The 20,079-nt window shown below is 46.5% G+C and carries 19 protein-coding genes and 1 pseudogene; 8 read left to right on the forward strand and 12 right to left on the reverse strand.

Going from position 1 to position 20,079, the window contains the following annotated elements; all coding sequences use genetic code 11:
- The 3 genes from KGF70_RS13840 to KGF70_RS13850 all read left to right on the forward strand — a co-directional run.
- On the forward strand, positions 1-200 hold a 200-nt coding region (locus KGF70_RS13840), incomplete at its 5' end, for a GHKL domain-containing protein (RefSeq protein ID WP_216769152.1).
- Positions 201-204: 4 nt separating this feature from the next.
- Entirely contained in the window at positions 205-981 is a 777-nt protein-coding gene (locus KGF70_RS13845; protein WP_216769153.1) for a LytTR family DNA-binding domain-containing protein, read from the forward strand.
- Between the two features lie 190 nt (positions 982-1,171).
- Positions 1,172-2,188: a choloylglycine hydrolase family protein gene (locus KGF70_RS13850; RefSeq protein WP_120769468.1), complete on the forward strand. Its 1,017-nt coding sequence runs from the start codon at positions 1,172-1,174 to the stop codon at positions 2,186-2,188.
- A 98-nt stretch (positions 2,189-2,286) separates the two neighbouring features.
- On the opposite strand, the gene pgmB is transcribed toward KGF70_RS13850, so the two are convergent.
- From pgmB to KGF70_RS13885, 7 genes are all read right to left on the reverse strand, one after another.
- Positions 2,287-2,958, reverse strand: a complete 672-nt coding sequence (gene pgmB / locus KGF70_RS13855) for a beta-phosphoglucomutase (RefSeq protein WP_003637315.1) — start codon at positions 2,956-2,958, stop codon at positions 2,287-2,289.
- 327 nt (positions 2,959-3,285) lie between these two features.
- Positions 3,286-4,821, reverse strand: a complete 1,536-nt coding sequence (locus tag KGF70_RS13860; protein ID WP_216769154.1) for a CdaR family transcriptional regulator — start codon at positions 4,819-4,821, stop codon at positions 3,286-3,288.
- A gap of 403 nt (positions 4,822-5,224) precedes the next feature.
- Complete coding sequence (locus KGF70_RS13865) at positions 5,225-5,878, reverse strand: nitroreductase family protein (protein ID WP_021338319.1); 654 nt, start codon at positions 5,876-5,878, stop codon at positions 5,225-5,227.
- A gap of 25 nt (positions 5,879-5,903) precedes the next feature.
- Positions 5,904-6,749: an acetoacetate decarboxylase family protein gene (locus KGF70_RS13870; protein ID WP_003637312.1), complete on the reverse strand. Its 846-nt coding sequence runs from the start codon at positions 6,747-6,749 to the stop codon at positions 5,904-5,906.
- 32 nt (positions 6,750-6,781) lie between these two features.
- Positions 6,782-7,642 (reverse strand): SDR family NAD(P)-dependent oxidoreductase, encoded by an 861-nt coding sequence (locus tag KGF70_RS13875; RefSeq protein WP_216769155.1) that lies wholly within the window; start codon positions 7,640-7,642, stop codon positions 6,782-6,784.
- Between the two features lie 354 nt (positions 7,643-7,996).
- Positions 7,997-8,410, reverse strand: a complete 414-nt coding sequence (gene arsC, locus KGF70_RS13880; protein WP_216769157.1) for an arsenate reductase (thioredoxin) — start codon at positions 8,408-8,410, stop codon at positions 7,997-7,999.
- Positions 8,411-8,453: 43 nt separating this feature from the next.
- Positions 8,454-8,660, reverse strand: coding sequence for a DUF3923 family protein (locus tag KGF70_RS13885; RefSeq protein WP_216769159.1), 207 nt, complete (start codon positions 8,658-8,660; stop codon positions 8,454-8,456).
- A gap of 218 nt (positions 8,661-8,878) precedes the next feature.
- On the opposite strand from KGF70_RS13885, the gene KGF70_RS13890 reads away from it, so the two are divergent.
- Positions 8,879-9,304, forward strand: coding sequence for a flavodoxin domain-containing protein (locus KGF70_RS13890; RefSeq protein WP_050338027.1), 426 nt, complete (start codon positions 8,879-8,881; stop codon positions 9,302-9,304).
- Between the two features lie 70 nt (positions 9,305-9,374).
- Here KGF70_RS13890 and KGF70_RS13895 read toward each other — a convergent pair whose 3' ends face one another.
- Positions 9,375-10,265: a LysR family transcriptional regulator gene (locus KGF70_RS13895; RefSeq protein ID WP_216769161.1), complete on the reverse strand. Its 891-nt coding sequence runs from the start codon at positions 10,263-10,265 to the stop codon at positions 9,375-9,377.
- A gap of 151 nt (positions 10,266-10,416) precedes the next feature.
- Complete coding sequence (locus KGF70_RS13900; RefSeq protein ID WP_216769162.1) at positions 10,417-11,832, reverse strand: DASS family sodium-coupled anion symporter; 1,416 nt, start codon at positions 11,830-11,832, stop codon at positions 10,417-10,419.
- A gap of 462 nt (positions 11,833-12,294) precedes the next feature.
- Between KGF70_RS13900 and KGF70_RS13905 the strand changes: the two genes are divergently transcribed.
- Positions 12,295-14,664 carry an NAD(P)H-dependent oxidoreductase gene (locus KGF70_RS13905; RefSeq protein WP_216769164.1) on the forward strand — a complete coding sequence of 790 codons (2,370 nt, stop codon included), beginning with the start codon at positions 12,295-12,297 and terminating at the stop codon, positions 14,662-14,664.
- Between the two features lie 212 nt (positions 14,665-14,876).
- Here KGF70_RS13905 and KGF70_RS13910 read toward each other — a convergent pair whose 3' ends face one another.
- The 3 genes from KGF70_RS13910 to KGF70_RS13920 all read right to left on the reverse strand — a co-directional run bounded on the left by KGF70_RS13910 (position 14,877) and on the right by KGF70_RS13920 (position 16,720).
- Positions 14,877-15,245, reverse strand: a complete 369-nt coding sequence (locus KGF70_RS13910) for a 6-carboxytetrahydropterin synthase (RefSeq protein ID WP_003637307.1) — start codon at positions 15,243-15,245, stop codon at positions 14,877-14,879.
- A 264-nt stretch (positions 15,246-15,509) separates the two neighbouring features.
- Complete coding sequence (locus tag KGF70_RS13915) at positions 15,510-16,019, reverse strand: plasmid pRiA4b ORF-3 family protein (RefSeq protein ID WP_216769166.1); 510 nt, start codon at positions 16,017-16,019, stop codon at positions 15,510-15,512.
- 119 nt (positions 16,020-16,138) lie between these two features.
- On the reverse strand, positions 16,139-16,720 hold the full coding sequence (locus tag KGF70_RS13920; protein ID WP_216769171.1) for a uracil-DNA glycosylase family protein: 582 nt from the start codon (positions 16,718-16,720) through the stop codon (positions 16,139-16,141).
- Between the two features lie 523 nt (positions 16,721-17,243).
- On the opposite strand from KGF70_RS13920, the gene KGF70_RS13925 reads away from it, so the two are divergent.
- The 3 genes and pseudogenes from KGF70_RS13925 to KGF70_RS13935 all read left to right on the forward strand — a co-directional run.
- On the forward strand, positions 17,244-17,735 hold the full coding sequence (locus tag KGF70_RS13925) for a thioredoxin domain-containing protein (protein ID WP_216769168.1): 492 nt from the start codon (positions 17,244-17,246) through the stop codon (positions 17,733-17,735).
- A gap of 169 nt (positions 17,736-17,904) precedes the next feature.
- Positions 17,905-19,140, forward strand: a complete 1,236-nt coding sequence (locus KGF70_RS13930) for a dicarboxylate/amino acid:cation symporter (RefSeq protein WP_216769170.1) — start codon at positions 17,905-17,907, stop codon at positions 19,138-19,140.
- A 17-nt stretch (positions 19,141-19,157) separates the two neighbouring features.
- A pseudogene (locus KGF70_RS13935) lies at positions 19,158-20,079 on the forward strand (RimK family alpha-L-glutamate ligase); the annotation flags it as partial.

A 20,079-nucleotide genomic window follows, 5' to 3' on the forward strand; every position in this document is an offset into this window, starting at 1 on the left:
ATATAGAAAACTCAGCAAATACGAAAAATATGACAATTGATCGTATGTTTTCAAATGGCTTTAGTTCAAAAGGCACTTCACACGGCCATGGCCTTAACAATGTTCAGAGAATCCTACAAAAATATCCAAATAATTGGATTGAAACGACAATTAACAATGGTCAGATCATTCAAACTATCATCATAAAGAAGGTGAGTTAGCTTCATGAAAATATTTTTACTTGAAGATGATAAACTGCAGCGCAAGCACATTAAAAATATAATTGAACGCACGATTCTACAACACCACATAGCCGTTACAGAATTATTTGATACGGGCTCTGCAACTGCTTTAATTGAAAGGGTAAAGTCAGAATCGGATCGTGGACCACAGATGCTATATTTCTTGGATATCGAAATTAAAGATGGCAAAACGCGGAATCGTCAACTTCGTAAAGGCCTAGAAGTGGCACATAAAATTCGAAAATTAGATCGTTTTGCAAGCATCGTCTTTGTGACGACACACTCTGAATTCGCGCCAATAACATACGCCTATCAGGTTTCCGCACTACAATTTATTGCTAAGGATCAATCTGAAAAATCATTTGAAGTGCAGTTACGTTCTTGCATAGAATATGTTGCAGAGACAGAACTTCAAACGGTACCCGATGATGTTTTTCAATTTGAAACAGAGTATGCAAACGTCAAAATTCCTTTTAACGACATTTTATATTTCGAAACACTTATCCAGCCACACAAAGTTGCAATTATTACATCGAATCAACGTATAGAATTTTATTCTAATCTCACAAAGATTGAAAAATCTGACAGCAGATTAGTTCGTTGTCATAAGTCGTTTGTTGTTAATGCCTGCAATATCATCAAAATTGATCGTGCAAATGGTTTCCTCAATCTGAAGAATGGTGCAACATGCTACCTATCAAGGAGAAAACTCAAAGCAGTTGTAGAACGCCAAGCCGCATGCAACGATGGCGTGCTTTGAGCTTTCACAACTGTTACGACCCTCATGACCAGCGGATTGCTTTAATCATCCCACCCGTCCGCTTGTTAAGTCAACTACCCGCTCAAACGTAAGGTGACCGTTCAATGCTGCCAGACCATGTCGCAATTATCGCATCTCCTGGTCACGTCATGCTAAATTAACGGTATCATCTAGCAAAGGAGCGATTAGTATGTGTACCAGCCTAACTTATACCAATAGCCACGGCGGTCATTTTCTGGCCCGTACCATGGATTTTAACGTCGACTTCGACACGCGCATCATGTTCATGCCTCGGCATTATCGGATTGCCGGTGACTTGGGCGACTTTAAGACGACCTATGGCTTTATTGGCGCCGGTCGTCAATTGAACCACGAAATTTTTACCGATGGGGTCAACGAATGCGGTGTTAGCATCGTCGCCCTCTATTTCCCTAACCATGCCATTTATCAGCCACACAGCGACCATGCTAAAATCGAGCTTGCCCCACACGACTTTGTCACCTGGGCACTGGGCAATATTTCGAGCGTCGCTGATTTACGTGACCGGGTCAAGCACCTGCAACTAATTAGTAGCACGGTGGAACTGATCAATGAAATTCCCCCGCTGCACTTCATGGTCAGTGACGCTTCCGGCGAAACTGCAGTCTTGGAGCCGACTAGTGGCGAACTGCATTTGATCAATAATCCCGTTGGCGTTTTGACGAATTCACCGAACCTTAAGTGGCAGCTCCAAAACCTAAGTAAATACGGCACACTTACGAATACTGAACGGACGCTCAATAAATTCGTCAACTATCAGCCTGGTTCTCAGGGCCCCGGTACTGGTGCGCTCGGGCTGCCTGGTGACTACACATCCATGTCTCGGTTTGCACGGACCGTCTTTCTCAAACATTACGCGCAGGTCCCCGAAACAACCACTGCGACCGTCAACTTGCTTCAACACATTTTAAATGCGGTCACGATTCCTAAGGGCGTTAAGGTCAGCGCGACTGGTCAAGCAACCTACACGGAATACCGCAGCTACATGGACCTCAATCATCAGACTTACGCGCTGGAATTATATGAAAATCCCGGCGTGCTTCAGCAAGTCAACCTGACTGATCAATTATTGGAACATCAGACGATTCCGCTAGAATATGCGCTGAGTCGGACACCGCACGTGCAACTACTGACCGCAGATGTCGCGACACTACCCACGGCACGCTAACCGATTGAATCATTTAAACAGCACCAAAAAAGCTTACTTCATCGTGGCCCGTTTGACGGGTAATTGTGAAGTAAGCTTTTATTTAGCTGCGGCTGGAATTAGCCTAATGCAGCTTCTAGATTTGCTAAAGTTAACTCTGCTGTCGAAGTGAAGTTCACGTCAGCACCCGTTAAGACGGCTGGGTCGCCAATTCCAATCGAGGTCTCGCCGGCACCATTGATCGACTGAATCCCGACCTTGGCATCTTCGACTCCCGCGCATTCTTCAGGTTTGAGTCCGAGCACTTCTGCACCGCGGGCAAAGATTTCTGGGTCTGGCTTACCATGCTTCAAAGTCGATGGGTCCACGCGAGCTTCAAAATAGTGCGCTAAGCCCAATTGTTCCAAAACTAATGGTGAGTTCTTAGAAGCGGAGGCCAGTGACAATTTATAGCCGTGTTTGGCTAAATCAGCTAAGAAGGCTTCAATTCCAGGTAGGATCGCCGTCTTATCCATCCCCTTCAATAGATTGAGGTAGTTGGTATTCTTCTTTTCAGCGTACGCCACCTTTTCGGCTTCCGTATAGTCGTTTTCCTTACCACCAGTTTTCAAAATCAGGTTTAAGGAATCCATCCGGCTGACACCCTTTAAGTTATCGGCGAGTTCTTCGCTCCAAGCCACGCCTAATTCATCGGCTAATTGATGCCAAGCTTGTGAATGGTACACGGACGTGTCGGCAATCACACCATCTAAATCAAATACGAATCCCTTAATTGCTGCAAATTTACTCATTACTAGTTCCTCCTCGTGAATGACTACTAGTTTTGACGCTCGTTATTGACCGGTATAAAATCACTTCGCAGACGGGCTCAACTCAGTCAGCACACAATCTCTGACTAACGCCGTCCATTCAATCTCACTTAGCATTATAAAACGCTTTCAGTTTCAATGCAACCGGTTGCATAACTATTTTAATTCTAATTGGTCTGGCACGTCTAAAGCCTCAGCTGATAAACGCTGTCATATCAACAATCTGCGTCTTTAATCGTTACTAGCCCCCAATGCTTCCAAGCTAGTTAGTTCCAGTTATAAACAACCGGTTACACGCCCGACTGATCACTAGTCCTGCGTGGGAATCGGGACATCTGCTCGGTAGCGATACTGATGTTGCACCAGAAAGTGCTGGAGTTTAAAGCTGGCCGCTAATTTAAAACAGGTCTCGGCATCTCGTAAATCGCATCCCGTAAGCTTGGTAATGTGCTGAAGTCGATTGCGGAGCGTGTTAGGATGCACGTATAATTGCTTGGCGGTACGCGTCAATTGGCAAGTCGCCTGTAAATACGCATCCAGCGTCGGCACTAATTCGGTATGGTTTTGGCGGTCATAATCCATTAACAGGCGTAAGGCGGGATTAATGAAGAATGGCAGGATTTCAACATGATTGACCCGTGCTAAGGCGAGGTCATAGAATTGATCTTCACAAAAGACCACCCGGCCCCGACTCGTCTTCAACTGGGCGGTACGCTGACACACGACATAGACCGCGTAGGTGTCTTCCGGATTCACATAGTGTTGTGAGACGATCAGCCGGCAATCTGCCCGTTGCGCGATGGTCTGTAGTGTGGTGATAAAATCTGGTTGATTATACGCAGCCAGACTAATGGAAATCAGCGCAACACACTGCTGATGGTAAATGGACACTAGCACTTGTTCGAAATGCGGCAACATCAGATATTGCAAGCGTTGCTGTAAAATCATTGGCGCTTGGTCGGCAAGTGGTTCACAGCGTACCAGGACCATCGCAGTCGGTAACTTGACATGTTGTTCAGCAAACTGATCAGCAAATGTGCCACCCTGCCGTTCCGTCAACAATAAGTTCAATAAGCGGTCTCGCTGTGACTCGGCAGTCGGCATAATTTGATTTTTGACTAGCGAACCCGCAATCACCTGCCCAATCGAATTGATCAACAGGGCTTGGCGGTCATTTAGCGGTGTGTTGAGTGCCGGCATGACCAGGTACCCGATCGGTTCAGCTTTATTCGCTAACGGTGTAATCAGCATCGGCCCCGCTGAAAGCCGGTCCTCCGCGACGTAGACCTGCGTTAAAAAATCAGGCGTATCCGCTGCGAAACCGTGGTCTAATAGCCAGCGCCCGACCCGATTGGTTTCGACCGCCGCGTGGATACTGGGATCATTGAGTTGCGTCGTGTGGGACCGCGACAAAATCTCCCCGTTGAGGTCAATAATCGCCAACGGATTGCCCAATAATCGAACGGCCTGCGCGAGCGTGGTGTCAAAATCTGCCGTAATCGCGTTGATGGCGAACTGATTGATGATATTTTGGAGCTCAATATCATGATGCAGCGACTGCCCAAGCGTCACCAATAATTTCAGCAGCTGATTTTGAGCCGCGATGACGGTCGTCAGGCCTGCTCCGAGACTGACCGTCCCCACGATTTGGCGGTGGCCGCGCCAGTCGTAGGATAGTTGCACCGTCTGACTCGCTGCGGATTGCAAATACAACCGATGCGTTGCCACCGCTTCAGTCGCACTCACAAATTGGACTTCCGTTACCTCCGGATTATGGGTAAAACTCGATTGTTTAGTGACATCAAAGGTCATCGCTAGCTGCCGTAGAATCGCGTTCAATTTCATGAAAACCGTCCCCCTTTTCATCGCACCTATCGCCTTCATCATAAGCAATATAAGCGCTTTTGTAAAGGCAGCTAAATCGTCGGTTTCATGCTTAAACGGCAGCCAGTTGTGCATCCTGAACTGGAGCTGAACATTATTGGTGACGGAGCCACTGACTAAGCGGCAGGGCGCCGATTCACGACTGGCACCTGCCATGAAGATACTAATAGCGGTCAGCGTGAGCGAGCCTCAATTTGCGGTCGTGTGGGAAGCGGCTGATAAAGCTAGTGATGTGGAAATAGCTCAAGCTGCTGTCGTGCTTGGACTGCTTGATGAATCTGTACCTTAAACTATCGTTACAACGGCCCTAAATCACAAAAAGAGCGGGTCAGCCCCGCTCTTTCTTCAATCAAATCAAATTCAATTATGCTAAGAAATCCGTCTGGGTTTTGGCGTCGTACCGAGTCGTGTGGAGTGGCTCCTGGGCGGCCTTACCAATCGCAATTCCCATGACTGGTACGTAGCGTTTTGGATCCAGTCCGAGCGTTGGAATCATCTTTTCGAAATCAATTCCAGAAAACGCGTTAGCATCATAACCGTGGGCGCGAGCGACCAACAGGAGTTGCATCCCAACGATTGAACAGTCGATGGTCGCATCAAATTTCAAGAAATCTGGCGTCGCATGTTCATATAACGGCAGGAAGGTTCCTAGAATCTGGTCCAGGCGTTCCTTGGTAATATTGCCATCCTGATAGACCTTGTTCCAAACGTCGCGATAAACGTAGTGCGACTGCGTATCTCCGGCGATGAAGACGATAGCGGAGGCACTGTCGACTTGCGGATAGTTAAACTTCATGACCGCTTGCTTGAATTTTGCCTTAGCCTCGGGGGTGTCGACGACCACAAAGTGCCATGACTGCAAATTGCAGGCTGACGGCGCCGTTGCGGCCTCGGCAATCATCTTTTGGAGCTCCTCGCGACTGATTTTAACATCCGGTTCAAACTGCCGAACCGAGTGCCGATTAAACATCACGTCTGCTAAATCGTTGTTAACTAAATTTTTTACTGCTTCTGACATCAGCTATTCCCCGCTTTCCGAATGCTTAAATAATATAAGTCGCTGCTTTTGGATTGAAGAAGCTCCGGTCATACCGGCCCGTCAAGAGTTTTGGCATCGTGGTGGCCGCATCGACCTCATCTAACTTCAACGTATTGAACATCACGGACGTCTTGAAGTGGAACCAAGCTGCCCCGAGTGGCTTCAAGACTTTCAATTCACCGAATGGATCGTCATCCGTCGAATCGAGTTGAATACTCAAGTTCCCAGGCTCAACCTGGTCTGCCAATGACCGTAACTGGGTCGCAACTAACTGGACGTTGTTAAAGTGGTTGGTACCGTCTTCGTGTTGGTCGATATTGTATTTATAGAAGAAACTGTTCATTTCAGCTTCCTTGCCTAACGCTAATTGGCCCGCAAATTGTTTCATGATAGACGGATCGTTTAGCTCACCGGCAGTCCAGGAAACGTTCAGCAAAGTCTTGCCGTGCCGCTCAACCGTGGCCGTCGCACTGTTGTCGTTGCGCCGTAATTCAATTGCATCCGCCAACTTCTTAGGAATCCCAGCACCTTCCCGACCAGCAATAACGCCACTTTCGGCACCTGGTCCGTGTAACAATAGGTTGATTGGATAGGCGCCCATCATCTTGTCCTTATAACTAACGAGTGCAAATAAGCTCTCTTCAAGGTAAGGGGCACTGAACGTTGGTTTGCCCATATGCACCACGTAGCCGCAAACAACTGGCGCCATTAATTTCAATGGCGCTGGAATCAACGCTTTCAAGACGGCTTCATCGGTGGCGTAAGCGAAGCCGATCCCTTCCTGGTCATTCATACTTGGGGCCGTCAAAAAGTTCTTAACATCCTGATCACTTGCGATAAAACTTGCCATGTTAAAACACTCCTTTGTCTGCTTGATATCTGCTACATAATGCCATCCATGATATGCACGTCAGGGGCACCGTCCGTCACGATTCGTTTGACCCGATCCTCAATCAATGGATTGTATTCTGGATGCGTCAAAATGTAGAATCGGTTGTCTTCCAAGGCTTTGAAGACGGTGTCCGCAATCGTATCGATTGGTTTACCGTTCGTAATGACGTACTTCGCAAATTGTTGCCCCTTCAGATAAGCTTCACTTTGATAGTACGGATCAGTTGGGTCACTGTACTGTGCAGGCCGGTGATTCTCGGTGTGATAGAGGTCCGTTTGAACAAAGCCGGGGCACATGACGTGCATGTCGATATCGATGCCCGCCCGCTGTAAGTCGTAGGCCGTAGCTTCCGTCATCCCGACTGAGGCAAACTTGCTGGCGTGATAGGAAGGCATTCCGGGGGTGTCTACTAAGCCAGCGATTGACGCCACGTTTAAAATATCGGCATGGGTCTTTTGTTGAATCATGATTGGAATAATGCGTTTCATCGCATAAACTTGACTCATTAAGTTGATATGCATGATCCATTCCCAATCACGGGTTGGCAATTCCCAGATGCGCCCTGGTAAAGCAATCCCGGCATTGTTGATCAGCAAGTCGATGCGGCCAAATTTCTCCATCGCTTGTTCGACAGCATCATCGACACTATCTTCCTTGGTCACGTCAGCCGTGATCATCAGCACATCCGCGCCCTTGTCGAGAATATGCTGGTAAGTTTCCTTCAATGCAGGGCCATCAATGTCCACAATCGTCAGCTTCATGCCGCGATTGGCAGCCCCTTCCGCGATAACTTGACCAAATCCGTGAGCAGCACCGGTAATAAACATGACCTTATCTTTAAAATCCTTCATGATTGTCCGACTCCTCCTTAAATCTAATTGTGATTTGTTTAACTTAAAAAGCAGTTCAACGCCTGATGACCGGTCATTCATCTTGACTACGCTTTCATACTAACGCAATCATTCACAAGCGATAAGGGATGAAACCACCAGTTTCACAGCTGCCAAACTGTAGCTTTTGCACATGCTGGATTGTTCACAAAGTTAACGAACGGCCAGTAAACTTAAGGGCTACGGACTTACGCGAGCAACATAAATCGGCCAGCCCAGGTTTGAATGCCTAGGCTGGCCGATTTGATTGCCGTGATTGATTTGTTGGGTCGCAGCTACCTGTGATTGACGCTTGGCGCAGGTTTAGCGTGCCACTTACTTCAACGTCTTTGCGAGCGCGACGACTTGCGCCTGAATCTGGTCACGAACTTGGCGAAATACAGGAAGTTTTTCTGCCGGACTGCCGGGTGCTTGCGCCGGGTCTGGCAATGGCCAGTGCAGCCGCGTGACCGTTGGCGGCATAACTGGGCACCGGTCACGGGCATCGCCGCATAACGTGACGACCACGGCACACTGCGCGAGGTATTCTGGATCGATCAACTTAGACGTCTGCTGACGGATATCAATACCGATTTCCGCCATCACCTGGACCGCGAGTGGATTGACGCCATGCACTTCGACGCCGGCACTCGCGACCTCCCAACCAGCTGGTAATAATTGCCGCGCAAACCCTTCTGCCATTTGGCTCCGACAAGAATTACCCGTACATAAAAAATAAATTTTAGCCATCACTGCCACCACTTTCCTGAATTCTCTTGAAACCACACGCCAATCAGTGCCGCATCACTCGCCGAATAAGACTTTCAACTCCTGCAAGTAACAACACAAAAATTGCCAGCACCCCCAAAGCCAACAACCGCGAGCCCCAGGTCTCAACGTGGCCCGTCCCATCGATTGGCCGAATGAGTATGATTAAGCTAAGAATAATGGTCACGATCCCCACCACGTGGTTAATGAGCCGCCATTTTCTTCCTTTCATCCCACAACGCCTCCTTGCGTCCTTTTGCGCCCCCTATGAGTCGTTTACAGGTCAATCGGGGTGGATTTTCCCGTATTTTTGTAATCGGTTCCAAAACGTTTTATACTAGACTTGATATAACAATTAGTATACCAATTCTAGTGACCCTTGCCTATCATGGTCGACTGATGGTGGGCACCTGGTCTTAATTCAATTATTCTTATCGGAGGTCTTTTTTCATGACAATTGCAATTCGTTATCAGACTCGTAATGGCAACACCCAGGCATTCGCCGAACAAATCGCAGCCGTAGCTGGCGTGCCCGCCCAATCGATCGACACCCCAGTCGAACAAGCGGACACCCTCTTTTTCGGCGGTGGCACGTATTTTATGAAACCAGACAAGACCGCATCCGCCTTTATGAAGAATTTGGATGCCACTAAGGTCAAGCAAATCGCTTTATTCACCACTTCTGGCGGTCCAGAAATGGTGTCCGATAAGGCCCTCACAAAAATTGCGGACGAAAAAGGCATCCCCGTTATCGGCCACTTCCACCAAGTTATGGGCGGCAAGGGCATGAAGATCATCGGCAGTGCCGGTGGCAAACTCAAAGACGAACAAATTCAGCTCGTTAAAGAATTCGCACAAAAGATGTTGGCACAATAATGCAATGAATAACGCTTGGACTGACGGGGACGTTGGTGGGCGTTATTTTTTTGGCTGATTATCAAAACCATTATGCCGGATTCCTTCTGATTTGCCGTAGCACATCTAGACATCGCTGTTGGTTGGCATTTGGCAAGAAAGATTTTCGGACTGCAAGCTGCATATAGCAGTGTAACTGTGCTTGCGGGGCCAGTGGGATTCCCACAACCTGGTCGCTTAAAACCACTGAATCAGCAATTACTAAGCCAACACCAATGTTTTGTGCGACCAAACCCTCTACCAAGGCATTAGTTGCCGCTTCATAAATAATATTTGGTTGAATATGGCTTTGTTGGCAATACTGCGCTAATGCCAATCGTGGTAGCGCATGTTTGGGGCGTGCAATAATTGGCACCCCTTTCAGATCAGTCGCTCGCACCGTTTCTAAATGACTCAATGGACTATTTACATTGACCAACACCTGCAACTGATGCTCTTCTAAAATATTGACGCGTAAATCAGCAGACCGCTCTGGGACCAGGCTCGAAAATACGGCAGCATCTAACTTGCCACGCCGCAAATCAGCTAATAGTTGCTCAGAGTCCGCAACAGTCGTTGTCACTTGGTCTAATAAATGAACCGTAATAAATTTTTTAATCAGTCGTGGTAGCCAAATACCGCCTGCGACATGCGAGAAGCCCAGGCGCACCTGCCTGTCATTGGCATGCTGGACTTCAAGCGCCATTTGAGAAAAGTCCTTCAATAACTGATTGGCCTTGATATACAAGATCCGCCCAGCTGCAGTCGTCACCAATTGGGCACGGTGATTCGCCTGCGTTAATAAGGTCGTCTGATAGTCGGCTTCTAGCCGTTTCAATGCTACAGAAATAGCAGGCTGAGTCACGTGAAATTGCGTCGCTGTAGCCGTATAATTCCCCGTCTCCACCAATGAACAAAAGTACCTTAAATCTCGTTCATTCATCCTTGATTCCCCCCGCATTCTGTTCGGTCGTGCTCATGAAAAGTGAGCCGCAACCATTCTGATTTTACTTAATGCTTAATTTTAACACTAAAAGCGATCTCGATTAGGCCACCTTTATGCAACCTAATCGAGATCGCTTTAACGATCATTTTTACCAAAATCCCAGTAGCTTAGTCCAAAGTAAGCCACCGCCTAGCCAAATCACGTTGAAGATAACGCCAACAATCGCACTTAACTTCCACCATTCTGCACTCGTAACGTAACCCGTACTTGATAGGAGAGCGGCTGGTCCTGCCGAGTATGGCGTCGTCGACAGGTTGATTGACCCCGCAAACGCTAATAGCAGTGCTGCTAAAACGTGTGGCACCCCGGCACCGATTGCAATCGATAAGAACCCTACATACAACGCCGATATCTGCGTCGAAACACTCGGAAACATGTAGTGCAAGTAAAAGTAGGCTAAGAATAGGATAATCAAGACGCTAATCCAGTTCATACCACTTAATAAATGACCCAGTGTTTTGGAAAACCATGGGAAGAAGCCCAATGTCATCAACTTTTTCGACATCATCATAATAATAGATAGCCAGACCAGAATGTTCCAAGCAAAGTTTTCATTAAGCAAATCCTTAGTCGTCAGCACCCCGGTAATCAGTAAAATAACCACGGCAATAAAACTGACTTCAGTCGCGTCAATGCCGATTTTGGTACCGACGAGCCACAAAACAATAGCTAATACGAACGTTACTGACATAATCTTCTCGCTGGCCGTCATTTTACCTAGGGCTGACAAACGTGTCGTTGCCCACCGATGCGCATCCGGCGTCTCTTTGACCTCTGGCGGATAGACCTTATACAATACCCACGGAATAATCAGTAGTGACAAAATTCCCGGGACACAAGCCGCCATGAACCACTGCATCCAAGTAACGGTGATTCCCTGCATTTTCGCAAGGCCAATCGCCACCATATTACCAGCCAAACCCGTTAGAAATAAGCCAGACGTAATATTGTTGACTTCATACTCATTGAAGACTAGAAATGACCCTAATTTGCGCTGCGTCCCCTGCTTTGGATCAGAACCCATTTCGCGAGACAGATTATCAATAATTGGATACATAATCCCATTGACCCGCGCGTTGTTGCTCGGAATCCCAATTGCTAGCACGGCATCCACAAAAGATAGCGCGTAGGCCAGACTCAGCGTTCGTTTGCCAAACAAGCTCACGAACAGGTACGCAATGCGCTTACCTAACCCGGACTTGATAAAGCCGGCCGCCATGAACATACACATTGCAACCATCCAGGCGGTCGAATTGCCAAACCCGGTTGCAACTTCGTCCATTGTAAACACACCGCTGAGTGTCGCCACGACAATTCCAATCAGCGTCACCGCCATCATTGGTAATGGCTTCGTGATGCAAGCAATGATCGTTGCCACAAAAATCGCAAACAGCCGCCATGCGACGATACTGATTGCTAACGGTCGTAATGGCGTAACTAGCCACAGGCCAATTCCAAATACCAACGGCAAAATAAAGCCCTTCCATTTTACTGTACTCAACATTGCAGGTCCCTCCTGGCCAACGATATTTTGTTAATAAATTCACATAACAGCTACTATGATTACTTATTGTGCTTTTCGAGGCTTACCATAACTTAATTTATGAGTCTGTCAATCGCAAATTGGCTGTGTGGGTTTAGACTAGTGCTAAAAGTGGATTAAATCAGCCTTTCACAGCTAGTATTTTTGCTAATGATTAGATTTATCGAGCTAGTTTTCTCGTTGATAGTCTCACTTTTTATAAATAAAATTTATAAAAAGCCAAAATAAAGTTTGATTTTAATTCGTTGAATTGTAATTCGTCGGATTGTAGCTGAGCAAATTTATTATTGTTATCGTTGTCACAAGGCCATTTTGAAGCAGTTCACAAAATTTGTGGTTGTTTTTCTAGTCGAAGAACTTATATTGAAAGCGTAAACAATACGTGTGTTTATCCAATTAAAACCTAGCAAAGGACTGTTTGTTATGAAATATGTTGCATTGATGGGAACGACCGCCCAGCACTCTTATAATCGCGACTTGTTACAATTTATGGCGCACCACTTTAGTCACCAAGCCACGATTGAGGTCAATGAAATCACCGGTATTCCGCTCTTCAACGAACCAGATCAAAATGACGTCCCCGCATCCGTTCAACAGCTAAACGATAAAATTAGCCAGGCAGACGGTGTCATCATTGGCGTGCCAGAGTATGATCACGCGATTCCGGCAGCACTCAAAAACGTCATTGAATGGCTCTCCTACCAACTACACCCGTTTGCCAATAAGCCGATAATGTTAGTCGGAACTTCGCTCGGAATTCAGGGCACGTGCCGCGCTCAGGGGGATTTACGGCGGATTTTAAACTCGCCTGGTGTGGATGCCCAAGTCCTTCCCGGCAACGAATACATGCTGAGTTACGCCGGCAAAGCCTTTGACGAAACTGGCGAGCTGACAGATGGCCCGTCTATCAAATTCTTGGAACGGTGTTTTGCTAATTTTGAACAGTTTGTTAAGACGGTGAATGGGACGCCGGCACTGAATGTCGACTGGCAAGGGAGTTATGACGTAATTGTCCTCGGCTTTGGTGGTGCGGGCGCCACGGCAGCTCGTTTCGCCGCCGACAATGGCGCCCACGTGCTCTTAGTTGATGCAGCACCGTTTGGCCGTGAAGGTGGTAATACACGTTACTCAGCACAACACGTTGTGACGGGTGAAAGTCTTGACCAGTTGACCGCCTACTACCAAGCATTAGGGGCACCTTTTAGCACACCCGTGAAAACGCTGAATGCCTATTTAAGTGGAATGAGTCAGATCCCAACCTACTTTGAAAAATACTTAGGCATCAAAGCAGTCAGTTGGAAGCACGATATTAAACCCGGTGATGCCGTGGCAATTAAGAAAACGATGGCGGAATACCCCGAGCTAGCAGGTAGTGAGACCATCGACTTTGCGCTCGTTCACAAGCGGGATAAAGATGCGGCGCTATGGAAGTTACTACGGAAAAGCGTCCTCGACCGTGCTGATAAAATCGATGTCTGGCTAAATTCACGGGCACAACATTTGATTCAGGATCCTAATTCTAAAATTATCCAGGGTGTTCAAATCAAGCGTGGCGAACATTTGCTCAATTTGCATGCCAATCACGGGGTCGTCTTAGCGATGGGTGGTTTCGAAAATAACGCTGAACTGACGCAAACTTATCTGCATAGTGCTCACTTAACACCACTTGGGACCCTCTATAATCGGGGTGATGGTGTAGAGATGGCGCAAGAAGTCGATGCTAAGATGTGGCATATGACGAACTACGAATCACACGGCATCCTACCCGGAATTACGTTTAAAGAAGACGCTAACGAGCGTGGACGCCAAATTGAACACTGGCCACTACTCAAGAACGGCAGTATATTCGTTATCGCTGATGACGGGACGCGGTACTTCCCAGAAGACGCTAAACACCGCCACGGTCATGTCTATACCCATGGGTCTTGGCTAATTCCAATGAAGAATCAGCACCCCTACTTGGTTTTTGACCAGACACAGTATGAGGCCTTCAAAGCACAAGAACAGCGGGATGGACAACTCCCCTATCCAAAATTCATGCGTAAACTCATCACCGCACCAACCATTGAAAAATTAGCCGCTAAGCTCGATGTTCCAGCGGATAACCTACAGCAGACCGTCGCCGACTTTAATCATTACACGGAAGTTGGCCGTGACTTTGCCTTTGGTCGTGATCCACAAACGATGCGGCAACTAGATGCTGGACCGTACTATGCGATCGCTGCTGCTAACGATGTACTCAATACCCAGGGCGGTCCTCAGCGCAATGAGCATGCTCAGATTCTTAACGTCAACAACGACCCGATTCCTCACTTGTTTGGTGCAGGCGAATTGGGTGGCATCGTTGCTAACTGCTACCAAGGCGGTGGCAATTTAGCTGAATGCCTGATTTTTGGTAAGTTAGCTGGTGAAAACGCGGCTCGTCCTAAATCCGATAGTGAGTCTGTCGATGCAGACGAAGCCAATGGGATTAATGACCTCGTGGACGGTGAAACAGCTGCCAATGTCAAACTAGGTGCCGACCAATACTTGGGAAGCTCCAATGCTGGACTCGGCGGTAAAGTCATCGTCCGGGTCACCTATCGTGATCACAAGATTCAAGCCGTGGATGTCATCCAGCATCACGAAAGCGAAGACGTCGGCCTGACTGCCATTAAAGAGATTCCACAAGAAATCGTTGCAGCCAATTCAACCAGCGTCGATGCCGTCTCAGGCGCTTCTGCCTCCAGCCGCGCAATCAAAGAAGCAGTGCAGGATGCGTTGCAACAAGTAACGAATTCCGTGACAAATTAAATGATTAAAGCGCCATCCAATTCAAATTGACATCATTTGAATTGGATGGCGCTGATGTGTTAAACAATGTTTCACGTGAAACATTGTGGATTGAACTCTTAGGTATCTAACCGCTGACAGCCGGCAATGCGCTCAGTTACTAGGATTTTCTTGCAACTAAATAAGATCACCTAGAACAGCTAACAAGCTGCTTCCAGGTGGTCCTTTTGTTTCTAATCAGTCACGCTAATACAGTAAGCCCGGGTTGGCGAATCGCTCACTTCAATACGCATCAGCTGCGCACCGTTCTCACGTAATGTGTTATCGATCTTCTTGAACAAGTATTCCGTCACATTTTCAACAGTGGGATTAACCGTTTTGAATTCCGGTAAATCGTTCAAAAATTTCCCTGACAATTCATCTAGGGCTTGATGTAAGTTTTTTTCGATGTCATAGAAGGCCACCATCGCATCGACCGTGTGTAACTCACAAACAATCTCCCACGTGTGCGTGTGCTTCTTCCCGGACCCCGTCGCCCATCGAATCGCGTGGCTCGCATTCACATAGGATTTAATTTTGTAAGAACGTTGTTTGGTCGTCATGGCTCGTTACCTCCGTCTGGTTCAAGTTACCTACCATCTTAGTTGAAACGATGGCGGATAGCAACAGTTGCGGTAGGTAAACAGCCGGCGCTCGCCACAAACCATACCTTGCTTTGTAACTCACTCGTGACCGTTAATAAAAAGCAATTCCAGCTCATTTGAGTCAAGAATTGCTTTGCATTTCGTCTTAGAAATTTAGCGCCGGTAATGACGTTCAGACCACCAGTATTCATCTAAACGGGTCTTTAGCAGGCTTATGAACCATTATTTAGCGTTCCGCATACGCCAATAGTAGAACTGCCGATTAATATTGTCACGACTATATGGGGCTCCGGGTTCTTCAAAGCCATCTTCCAACATATTATTGCCTCGTCCCCGTATGCATAGTGGGAGATCATGACGCATTAGCTCGGCAGAGGTGTACACCTTTCCAAGTTCAATCTTATGTTTCCAATCCTCGCCAAAGTCATAAGTATAGGTGAGTGAGCCATTTAAGATTTCTGGATAGACCATATCATTTTCTTCATCTATCTCCCCTTCAGGCTGTGCGTTTAGAAGAACGTCCATTAGACTTCGAGTGCTCGATATTTGTTGCAATTGAAATTCGTGCAAATGGGCATTTTCCCAGCCAAATGCAATTTGAATTAACTCGTGTAACTGACGATACCGCAGTGTCGTTGGGACTAAGATTGTTCGTGAGACGGATGGTTTGACTTGAATCAATCTAATTTTTAATTTCATTGCAACGATTGGTTCTGCTGGCTTTGATTGCATCGTATTGACCTTCCAATTCATGATTATTGATGTTTCAAGTACGCAGTGGCAAACAAGTGGATTTTTGTAGCTAGACAACTTTCTGACCAGTTATCATCTCAAATATACCATATCTCCGCTTATCGCAATGCCGCTTTAACGCGCTTTTGCAGGTCCGGTACAACTGCCGTTTGAAACCATGGATTCTTCTTCTGCCAGCCATAATTAAGTGGTGATGGGTGCACGAGCGGGAAGTAGTCCGGTAGATAATCCTGATAATTCTGGACCGTTGCCGTGAGTGTCTTTTGCCGTGACCGACCGAGGTACGCTTTAATCGCATACTGCCCAACCAGTAACGTCAATTGAACATTCGGCATCATCGCTAACAACGGTTCGTGCCACTTGTCCATAAAGCCCTTGCGTGGTGGCAAGTCACCGCTTTTGCCCTTCCCCGGATAGTAGAAGTCTAGCGGCATAACTGCAATCCGGTCACTCTGATAAAATTGCTCCCGGGTAACGCCCATCCAGTCTCGTAATCGGTCGCCGCTCGCATCATTGAAGTACGTTTTAGTATTCTGCGCAATGCGCCCCGGTGCCTGACTGATGACGAGAATCGTGGCGGAAGGTAGGACGTGAAACAGCGGGTCCCAGCCTTTTGCCGTGTACTCGGCGTTATCGGGGTCGGCTTTGATGGCTTGTGTGATTTCTTCGATAGTTGTGATAGGGATGCACCTGCGATTCGTTTGTGATTTTTAGGTGCAGTGCATGTTTAGTCGCTGCACCTCGTATAATAATCTGTATCCTAACAAATTTATTATACACTGCGGGCTTTATGATGGCTAAAGACTGGTAATAACAGATTGTCATTCAAAAAAGTAGTGTCTAAAATAACTAGCCATTTGTCTCGTTGGTCGAATCTCTCACTTGACAAGTCATACGCGACGCTGTATCTTAACCATAACAATTTTACACGACATTGATGGAAAGAGTACGGTTGATGAGTATATGTAAAGCGACCAGTGTTAGTGAAAGGCTGGCTTGAAAGTCAATCGGAAGATGAGTCCTGAGTCTTAATGGTAGTGCAAGCTGCTATTACGCGTGGGTGCGTTAATCACCCGGCACATAGTTGTGTGCTTTGAGGCAGTCAATGATGACTGTAAATCTGGGTGGTACCACGGTCTAATCCGTCCCTGCAAGCAATTGCAGGGACGGATTTTTTAATTATAACGAAAGGTGTTTAGAACAATGACGCAATATATCTGGAAGTTTCAAGAATTGAACACACTTAGTTACGGTTCGGCACACGCAACACACGATGTCACCCTTATTATCAATCTCGGCTGTCCTGATAGCCGGGCCTGGTATCTTAAGAATGAACCGCTACTCTTTGGCAAGGTTGCTAATGGCAATATCCAGTTGCATATCAAACTGTGGGATAAGCCCGTTGATGACCTTAGAAATGGCGGTATTGCTGATCAGTATATTGATTATCATCAACCTCAACAGGCCCGCGACCTGATCCATAATATTTTCACGGACCAAGCAAAGTTGAATCAATTATCTCAAGAACAGGTTGGCCCTTATCTAACACAAACCTATGGACTGACCCAAGCGAACGCATCAGCTAGCAAGCTCACCACAAGCGAAGTTGCTAGCGCTAGAATTACTAATCTGCCATCAATAATCGTTGACAATCAATTCCAGCCAGAAGAAAGTTTTGACTTGTCAGCGTTATAAACTGCTAATTATCACCCAAAGGAGGTCGTGCCATGAGTCGTCTTAGAATTCACAAGGTCAATAGTTGGTTGACCCTTTGGCGCGGCTGTGCCTTGGGTGAAACTGCCATGTACATGATGTTTTCACTAGCAACTGAAGCTCGAAAACATATAAAAGCGAGGTTTTATACATGGCAACGATCAAACGGATTGGATTTCCATACCAACTGCTGATTGCTTTAGTATTAGCAGTTATTTTCGGCAATTTTTTACCGATTGCAGATTATTTTTACAATTTATTAGGCACAGTTTTCATTAATGCAATTACGATGATCATCTTACCGTTGATTTTCCCGGTAGTCATCACGGCTGTCGTTAAGATTTTTAACCAGAAATCTTTTGGTCATATTCTTCTCAAAACCTTTGTTTATTTCTTTGTGATTACCACAATTATTATCGCCCTATTCTTATTAGCAACTTACTATTTTGGATTTGGTACTGGGACACATGCCAGCGCTAACGTCAGTTCTCTGAAAGGAATTGGAACCAGTATCAATCTATGGACATTTTTAGCCTCAATCGTTCCTGCTAATATCATCAAGGCCTTCTCAGACAACAATTTGCTCTCTGTCATTTTCTTTGCGATTGTGCTTGGACTTGGTCTAGGTGCCTACGGACCAGCAAAAGCCAAGCCACTACTTAATTTATTCGATATCTGGATTGAAGCGCTGTATAAAATCACTGATTTCATTATCAAGCTGTCACCGATTGGGATTTTCGGCATCATTGCCCACGATGTCAGCAGTGTTGGTACCAGCGAGTTAGTTTCCTTAGTCACTTTCATCGTAGGCCTATATGTCGGCTATGCAGCACTACTTTTGATTGTTTTCCCAATCATTGCAAGCATCTACCGGGTTCCTTACCTTGCCACTTTACGCGAGATACGCGATTTGTTCACCCTCGCCTTTTTCACTGGTAGTTCTAGCGTTGTACTCCCTAAATTACTAGAACGACTAAAATCAAATGGTGCTTCTCAAACGGTTACTGATTTTGTGATTCCGCTAGGCTATACCTTTAACTTGGAAGGTGCAACTGTCTATCTTTCGTTGGCCGTCGCTTTTGTGGCTAACAGCTATAACTTGTCTCTATCGTTAGCAACACTCGCTACGATTGTCTTACTACTAACATTTATTAGTAAAACCATTGCGACCGTCCCTTCTGGTGCCATTGTCGTCCTACTCGCCACGGCGACTCAACTTGGATTGCCCAAAGAAGGGGTCGCATTAATCTTCGCCGTTGATTTCTTTGCCAACGCCGGCCGAACTGCACTCAATGTTTTAGGTAACGCAATTGCGGCTAAAGCCATCGAAGGACAATTACAAGCCACTGCGACGAAACCAATTTCATCAAAACTCGCCAACGAATAAAGATTGGAGCTAATCATATGTCAGAATCACAACCAAAAGTTTATATTTTACACGAAAACCTCGACTGGACCCGCCACCTTGTGACATGGTTGCAACAAAAACAGATTCCCTATGAACTTTGGGACCTATCAAGTGGTCACATTGATCTGCAGTCCGTCCCTCCTGAAGGCATCTTTTACAACCGGATGTCCGCCTCTGCTCATACCCGTGGACACCGTTTTGCACCCGAATTTGCACAACAAGTGATTCAATGGCTAGAGAACAATCAGCGCGTCGTTTTAAACGGTTCTCGCGCAATTGATTTGGAAATTAGCAAAGTTAAACAATACTTAGCACTTAACAAGGCTGGCATAAAAACACCCACGAACAGTCGCCGTTCTGGGTAAAGATAATTTAGTGCAAGCGGCTCAGGAGTTCAACGTTTATCCGTTAATTACTAAGCATAATCGTGCTGGTAAAGGCGCTGGTGTTCATCTATTCAATAACAGTCAGGAGCTCGAGAAATACGTCGCTAGCGCTGATTTTGAGGAGCCAGTAGATGGCATTACACTACTCCAAGAATATATTCGCCCCATCGATGGTCGGATTCGACGATCAGAATTTATTGGTCAAAAGTTTCTTTACACCGTCTCAATTGATTCCAGCCAAGGGTTCGAGCTTTGTCCAGCAGATGAATGCCAACTGCCAAACACAGCTGAATCTAAGTTTAAAATCATTGACCCGTTAAGTAGCCAACAACAGGCTGATTATGAGCGCTTTCTACACGCTAACGGCCTAGACGTCGCTGCTGTTGAATGGGTGGAAGATCAAAATCACCAAAAGTTTGTGTATGACGTCAACACGAATACCAACTATAACGAGCAAGCCGAAACTAGCGCCCACATTTTTGCCCACGAGCACTTGGCGGATTACTTAGGCCATCTACTTAGAACCTGTTTA

The organism is Lactiplantibacillus sp. 7.2.4, from assembly GCF_018991185.1.
GTDB classification, from domain to species: Bacteria; Bacillota; Bacilli; order Lactobacillales; family Lactobacillaceae; genus Lactiplantibacillus; species Lactiplantibacillus pentosus.

Coding starts and splice junctions, on each gene's coding strand:
- KGF70_RS13860 (WP_216769154.1), bottom strand. CDS start 4,821: ATGAAATTGAACGCGATTCTACGGCAGCTAGCGATGACCTTTGATGTC.
- KGF70_RS13870 (WP_003637312.1), bottom strand. CDS start 6,749: ATGGCAAGTTTTATCGCAAGTGATCAGGATGTTAAGAACTTTTTGACG.
- KGF70_RS13925 (WP_216769168.1), top strand. CDS start 17,244: ATGACGCAATATATCTGGAAGTTTCAAGAATTGAACACACTTAGTTAC.
- KGF70_RS13900 (WP_216769162.1), bottom strand. CDS start 11,832: ATGTTGAGTACAGTAAAATGGAAGGGCTTTATTTTGCCGTTGGTATTT.
- KGF70_RS13875 (WP_216769155.1), bottom strand. CDS start 7,642: ATGAAGGATTTTAAAGATAAGGTCATGTTTATTACCGGTGCTGCTCAC.
- KGF70_RS13895 (WP_216769161.1), bottom strand. CDS start 10,265: ATGAATGAACGAGATTTAAGGTACTTTTGTTCATTGGTGGAGACGGGG.
- pgmB (WP_003637315.1), bottom strand. CDS start 2,958: ATGAGTAAATTTGCAGCAATTAAGGGATTCGTATTTGATTTAGATGGT.
- KGF70_RS13885 (WP_216769159.1), bottom strand. CDS start 8,660: ATGAAAGGAAGAAAATGGCGGCTCATTAACCACGTGGTGGGGATCGTG.
- KGF70_RS13890 (WP_050338027.1), top strand. CDS start 8,879: ATGACAATTGCAATTCGTTATCAGACTCGTAATGGCAACACCCAGGCA.
- arsC (WP_216769157.1), bottom strand. CDS start 8,410: ATGGCTAAAATTTATTTTTTATGTACGGGTAATTCTTGTCGGAGCCAA.
- KGF70_RS13915 (WP_216769166.1), bottom strand. CDS start 16,019: ATGCAATCAAAGCCAGCAGAACCAATCGTTGCAATGAAATTAAAAATT.
- KGF70_RS13850 (WP_120769468.1), top strand. CDS start 1,172: ATGTGTACCAGCCTAACTTATACCAATAGCCACGGCGGTCATTTTCTG.
- KGF70_RS13845 (WP_216769153.1), top strand. CDS start 205: ATGAAAATATTTTTACTTGAAGATGATAAACTGCAGCGCAAGCACATT.
- KGF70_RS13930 (WP_216769170.1), top strand. CDS start 17,905: ATGGCAACGATCAAACGGATTGGATTTCCATACCAACTGCTGATTGCT.
- KGF70_RS13865 (WP_021338319.1), bottom strand. CDS start 5,878: ATGTCAGAAGCAGTAAAAAATTTAGTTAACAACGATTTAGCAGACGTG.
- KGF70_RS13905 (WP_216769164.1), top strand. CDS start 12,295: ATGAAATATGTTGCATTGATGGGAACGACCGCCCAGCACTCTTATAAT.
- KGF70_RS13910 (WP_003637307.1), bottom strand. CDS start 15,245: ATGACGACCAAACAACGTTCTTACAAAATTAAATCCTATGTGAATGCG.